The 4956-nt window shown below is 65.2% G+C and carries 5 protein-coding genes and 1 pseudogene; 4 read left to right on the forward strand and 2 right to left on the reverse strand.

Going from position 1 to position 4956, the window contains the following annotated elements; genetic code table 11:
• Window positions 1–371, reverse strand: a 371-nt coding sequence (locus AC1D00_RS26550) for a 5-carboxymethyl-2-hydroxymuconate isomerase (protein WP_477012689.1), incomplete at its 3' end; no start/stop codon positions are given.
• Between the two features lie 32 nt (window positions 372–403).
• Entirely contained in the window at window positions 404–1210 is an 807-nt protein-coding gene (gene hpaH / locus AC1D00_RS26555; protein WP_477012690.1) for a 2-oxo-hept-4-ene-1,7-dioate hydratase, read from the reverse strand.
• A 111-nt stretch (window positions 1211–1321) separates the two neighbouring features.
• Between hpaH and hpaR the strand changes: the two genes are divergently transcribed.
• The 4 genes and pseudogenes from hpaR (at window position 1322) to AC1D00_RS26575 (ending at window position 4835) form a co-directional block, all read left to right on the forward strand.
• A complete protein-coding gene (hpaR, locus tag AC1D00_RS26560; protein WP_027544067.1) occupies window positions 1322–1840 on the forward strand; it encodes a homoprotocatechuate degradation operon regulator HpaR in 519 nt (172 codons plus the stop codon).
• Window positions 1806–2252 (forward strand): annotated as a pseudogene (locus AC1D00_RS26565) (Ldh family oxidoreductase); the annotation flags it as partial. The gene hpaR and the pseudogene AC1D00_RS26565, both read left to right, overlap by 35 nt.
• Window positions 2253–2367: 115 nt before the next feature.
• Window positions 2368–3144: an HpcH/HpaI aldolase family protein gene (locus AC1D00_RS26570; protein WP_027544069.1), complete on the forward strand. Its 777-nt coding sequence runs from the start codon at window positions 2368–2370 to the stop codon at window positions 3142–3144.
• A 167-nt stretch (window positions 3145–3311) separates the two neighbouring features.
• Window positions 3312–4835: a UxaA family hydrolase gene (locus AC1D00_RS26575; RefSeq protein WP_135172454.1), complete on the forward strand. Its 1524-nt coding sequence runs from the start codon at window positions 3312–3314 to the stop codon at window positions 4833–4835.
• Window positions 4836–4956: the final 121 nt, after the last annotated feature.

Raw genomic sequence — 4956 nt, forward strand, 5'->3', positions numbered from 1 at the left:
GCGTCGTGGATGTTGTTGCGCTTCCAGCTGGTGTCCTTGTCGTTGATCTGCATGTCGAACGAGAGGGCGAACTTGCTGGCGGCGAAGACGGGATCGAGATGTTTGGAGAGCGCCTGGAAGACGTGCTCGCCGGCGTTCTGGCGGGTCTTGAGGTCACGGCCCTCGCCGATGCGCAGCACCATGTCGAGAAAGCCGTAATCCTGTCTGTTATCCGCGATCGCATAATGCTCGCATCTGACAGCGCGGACGCGGATGCCGCCGAGCGGGAAGATCCCGGTCTCCACCGCTGCCTTGCGCACCACTTCGCACACCGCGGCGATGTCGAGGCGGTCATCGAGATTGGCCGAATATTCGATCGTGAAATGCGGCATCGCGGTTTCACTCCCTGTCTTTTTTTGTTCGCCTAGGCGAAGTAGCAGCTCACCGAGCCGTAGGCGCCATAATCGGCCTGAATTGTGTCGCCCTTGCGGGTCTCGATCGGACGGATGAAGGAGCCGGCCAGCACGATCTGGCCGGGCTCCAGCGCAAGGCCGAGCGGCGCGATCTTGTTGGCAAGCCAGGCAACGGCGGTGGCGGGATGATTGAGCACGCCGGCCGCAAGGCCGGTCTCTTCCAGCTGGCCGTTCCTGAAACAGAGCGCGCCGATCCAGCGCAAATCTGCGTCCAACGGGCGGATCGGCCGGCCGCCGAGCACGATGCCGGCATTCGCCGCATTGTCGGCGATGGTGTCGAAGATTTTTCGCGTAGCCTTGGTCTTGGGATCGACGCGCTCGATCCGCGTATCCAGGATCTCCAGCGCCGGCACCACGAAGTCGGTGGCGTTGAGCACGTCGAACATCGTGCAGTCGGGCCCGGCGAGGCGCTTGCTCATGACGAAGGCGAGCTCGGCCTCGACGCGCGTCGCGATGAAGCGCTCGGTCGGAATGATCCCGCCGTCGGTGAAGAACATGTCGTCGAGCAGCACGCCGGAATCCGGCTCGTCGATGTTGAGCGCGCTCTGCATCGCTTTCGAGGTGAGGCCGATCTTGTGCCCTCTGACGATGCGCCCCTCGGCGATCTTGACGTCGACCCAGGCCTTCTGAATCGCGTAGGCGTCAGTGATGGTGATGTCAGGGAAATCCTGCGAGAGCTGCCGGATCTGCGTGCGGGTCTTCTCCGCCTGGTGCAGACGCCTTGCGCAAGCTTGGATATCGTCGTTGGAAAGCGCCATCTGGGATCTTACAAATCGCGGTGCCGGGAGATGCTTAACATGTTAAGTGAATGCGTCAAACAGAATCTGACCTTGCTGCACTGCAAACATTTTGCGGTTTGAAGGGGCGACATGACGAAGAGACCGGCTGATCCCGCCAACGCAAGCGCGCCTGCCGCACGGCAGGTTCCGATGCGCGACTTCTCGCGCTCGCTGCCGATGTCGCTGCTCAGGGCGCGCGAGGCGGTGATGCGGCAGTTTCGTCCCTCGCTGCGCGAGCACGGCCTGACCGAGCAGCAATGGCGCATCCTGCGTGCGCTGGCGGCCATCGAGGCCGCCGAGGTCACGGAACTCGCGCGCACGGCGTTCCTGCTCGGCCCGAGCCTGTCGCGCATCCTGCGCGATCTCGAGGCGCGCAATCTGATCGAGCGCAAGACCGCGAAGGCGGACCAGCGTCGCAGCATGGTCTCGATTTCGAAGGAGGGCGTGAAGCTGATGGCCTCCGTCGCGCCGACGTCGGAGGCGATCTACGCGGAGATCACCAGCCGCTTCGGCGCCCGCAAGCTCGCCGAATTGCAGGAGATGCTCGGCGAGCTCGAACAGAGTCTTGCGGGGCTCGGCGCCGGCAACGAGGCAAGTGCCGAGGAGTGAGGGCCAGGACCCGATCGTGCCGTACTTCGCGACCTGGTCGTCGCCGAGGGCAAGGTGCTGGTGGCTAGCCGCTGCGGCAGAAGCTGCCGAAGGGCGCGCTGACCGGAACCGGGGCCACCTCGGGCGGGCGCCGCTTCGCCAACGGCATGTTGGCGTTCCATGTCGATCCCAAGGTGGTCGATACCTCCCATGTGTTCGATGCAGAGGTCTCGCGCCATGCGACTTCATCTGCGCCACCAGACCGGTGGCCGGGGTCGATCAGGTGCTGATTCCCGGCGATCCCGAGCGAAAAACCAGGGCCGAGCGCACCCAGAACGGCATCCCCTTGCCGGATGACACCTGGGCGGCGATAGTGAATACCGCCCGAGAGGTCGGCGTCAGCGAAATCAGCATCCAGAGGGCGACCGCATAGGTCTTGCGTCATTGCAAGCGTAGCGCGGCGCTCCGGTTCGCGCTAACAGCGACGTCGCGCAGTCGCGGCGCTCGTCATGGCGACGACGGTCCAAACAACAAAGAAGGAAGGCAACGTGGCGAACAAGGTCAAGGAAATCTGGAAGTCGGGCAAGGCCGTGGTCAACGCGTGGCTCGCGATTCCCTCCGGCTTCTCGGCCGAGATGATCGCGCAATGCGGCTTCGACAGCGTCACGGTCGACATGCAGCATGGCGTGCAGGACTATCTGTCGATGGTGCAGTGCTTCCAGGCGATGGACAAGCATCCCGTGACTCCGATGGTCCGCGTGCCATGGAACGAGCCCGGCATCATCGGCAAGGTGCTCGACGGCGGCGCCTATGGCGTGATCTGCCCGATGGTCAACACGCCCCAGGAAGCCAGGAACCTCGTTTCCTATTCGAAATATCCGCCGCAGGGCGTGCGCTCCAACGGCCCGATCCGCGCCGGCATGTACGGCACCGCGGGCTCCTACCAGAAGACCGCGAACGCCGACACCATTCTGCTGCCGATGATGGAGACCAAAACCGCGGTCGAGAACATGGAAGCGATCCTCGACGTCGAGGGCATCGACGGCGTCTATATCGGCCCGTCCGACCTCGGCTTCTCCTACGGCCTCGAGCCCAAGCTCGATCGCACCGAGCCTGAGATCCTCGCGATCTACGACAAGATCATCAAGGAGTGCGGCAAGCGCGGCCTCAACCCGGGCATCCATTGCAGCGGCGCCGAAGGCGCGGCGCGCGCCATCAACATGGGCTTCAAGCTGGTGACGCTGTCGAACGAGGTCGGTATGATGACGACCTACGCCAAGATGCAAGTCAACGCGACCCGCAAGGATTCCGGCGGCAAGGCGTAAGCTTCCGTGTCCGGACGCGGTGCGGCACGCAGTGCCGCTCCGCAGAGCCGGGACCCGGTTGCCAGCCCTACACATCACGTGACACTGGGCCCCGGATCAGCAGCGCACCGCTTTCGCGCTGCGCAGCGTCCGGGGCACGATACCTAGAAGACCCAAGGAGACCTGCCATGACCATCAGCCCTGTCATCCGCCTGCATCCCGATGATGGCGTGCTGATCGCGCGCGCGAGCCTGCCGCCGGGAACATCGGTGGCCGACGGCGTGACCACGGTCGAGCGCATTCCCTCCGGCCACAAGGTCGCGATCAAGCCGATCGCCGTGGGCGAGCCGATCAAGCGCTACGGCCAGATCATCGGCTTTGCCACGGTGCCGATCGCGCCGGGCCAGCACGTGCACACGCAGAACTGCGGCATGGGCGATTTCGCCAAGGACTATGCCTATTGCGCCGACGTCAAGCCGACGCCGAATTTCGACCTGCCGGCGACCTTCGAGGGCATCCGCCGCCCGGACGGCCGCGTCGCCACGCGCAACTATATCGGCATCCTCACCTCGGTGAATTGCAGCGCGCATGTCGCAAGCCTCGTCGCCGACGTCTTCAAGAAGAACCCCTTCAACGGCGACAATCCGCTGGCCGATTTTCCCAATGTCGACGGTGTGGTCGCGCTGACGCACAAGACCGGCTGCGGCATGACGCAGAACGAGCCGCTGGCGCTGCTTCGCCGCACGCTCGGCGGCTACGCGCGCCATGTCAATTTCTCCCACGTCATCGTGCTCGGCCTCGGCTGCGAGGTGAACCAGATCGGCGGCCTGATGGAGGAGCAGAAGCTCGCCGGCCGCCTGCGCGCGATGGACATCCAGGAGGTCGGCGGCACCCGCAAGACCGTGGAAGCGGGCATTGCCTTCGTGCGCGAGGCGCTGGCCGACGCCAACAAGGTGAAGCGCGAAACGGTGCCGGCAAGCGAGCTTACCGTTGCCCTGCAATGCGGCGGCTCCGACGGTTATTCCGGCGTGTCCGCCAACCCGGCGCTGGGCGCCGCCAGCGATCTCATCGTGCGCCACGGCGGCACCGTGATCCTGTCGGAGACGCCCGAGACCTACGGCGCTGAGCACCTGCTCACCCGTCGCGCCGTCAGCCGCGAGGTCGGCGAGAAGCTGGTCGACCTCATGCGCTGGTGGGACGCGTACACCGAGCGCGAAGGCGCCGAGATGAACGCCAATCCGAGCCCCGGCAACAAGGCGGGCGGTCTCACCACCATCCTGGAAAAGTCGCTCGGCGCGATGGCCAAGGCCGGCACCACCAACCTCGTCGAGGTGCTGCGCTACGCCGAGCCCATCACCAAGAAGGGCTTCGTGTTCATGGACACGCCCGGCTACGATCCCGTGGCCGCGACCGGGCAGGTCGCCGGCGGCGCCAATCTGGTCTGCTTCACCACCGGCCGTGGCAGCGTGTTCGGCTGCAAGCCGGCGCCCTCGATCAAGCTCGCCACCAACACGCCCATGTACAAGCGCATGGAAGAGGACATGGACGTCAACTGCGGCACCATCCTCGAGGGCGAGGAGAGCGTCGAGCAATGCGGCCAGCGCATCTTCGAACTCATCCTCAAGACGGCCTCGGGACAGCCGACCAAGAGCGAGAGTTTTGACTTCGGCGGCGCCGAGTTCGCACCCTGGGTGCTGGGCGCGACGATGTGATGGCGCGGGGCGCGCGTCGCCGCGCCTCCGAGCGCGTCCATGGCGAGGTCGAGACGCTCAAGCGCGAGGTCACCCAGTTCCTGCAACGGCTGACGTCCGCGGCGTGGCGTCATCCTACAAG

It is taken from the genome of Bradyrhizobium sp. P2_E8 (assembly GCF_056403875.1).